The following is a 977-nucleotide window of genomic DNA, read 5'->3' on the forward strand; positions in this document are numbered from 1 at the left end:
TAAATATCTTAAATCAGCAGACGCGTACTGTTACTAATCAAATACTATTATCGCTGTATGATTTATACACGAAACTTACTTAAATATTGTTTAAAAATTTATTGACCATAGGACAAAATATGAGTACCGATGACCATCCCAATAAAATCAAAATTAAAAACCAAGGTAAAAAAGGGCTGGTATGGATTGATTTAGAAATGACTGGTCTAAATACCTTAACTGATGAGATTATTGAGATTGCGACCGTTGTCACTGACGAAGACTTAAATGTCTTGGCAGAAGGACCAGTATTTGCGATTAAGGTATCTGACCGTATATTAAATGGGATGGATGAGTGGAATACCAAACAACATGGACAATCAGGCTTGGTTGATCGTGTACGTCGTAGCAGCGTAACATTAGCAGAAGCTGAAGCTGAGACCATCAAGTTTTTGAATAAATGGGTCGATAGTGGTAAGTCGCCGATGTGCGGTAACTCCATCTGTCAAGATCGACGTTTTTTAGCGCGGCAAATGCCAGAGCTAGAAAAGTTCTTCCACTATCGCAATCTTGATGTGTCATCTATTAAAGAGCTATGCTTTCGCTGGCGTCCTGATGTCTTAAAGAATTTTGAAAAAGGTGGTAGTCATTTAGCGTTAGACGATATTCGCGACTCTATTCGTGAGCTTAAGCACTATCGTCAGCACTTTTTTAAACTGATGCCATAAAGTTAAGTGGTTTTAGCATAGTCAAAAAAGGGTCTGTTATTTTAATGGACCCTTTTTATCGTAAATAAGAGACGTCCACATATAGTCGAATCTAGATAACTCAGATACATGGCTATCCAGTCGCTCAATAAAACGTTGATTTTCTTACGTGCTGTGCCTACGCCGACAGAGGCTGCGAAAACAACGTTTCATCTCGCTGTATCGTTTTTATATCGAATTAGCTATAGATATCATGCCATGAGTCGTTTAAATTCAACCAATTTAAATTCA

General features: G+C 37.8%; 1 protein-coding gene. It reads left to right on the forward strand.

Translation table 11 applies throughout. From position 1 onward, the window contains the following. Window positions 1-119: 119 nt before the first annotated feature. Complete coding sequence (orn, locus tag ACS8FD_RS17235; protein ID WP_439261162.1) at window positions 120-707, forward strand: oligoribonuclease; 588 nt, start codon at window positions 120-122, stop codon at window positions 705-707. The last annotated feature ends 270 nt before the right edge of the window (window positions 708-977 follow it).

Source organism: Psychrobacter sp. 1U2, from assembly GCF_051847575.1.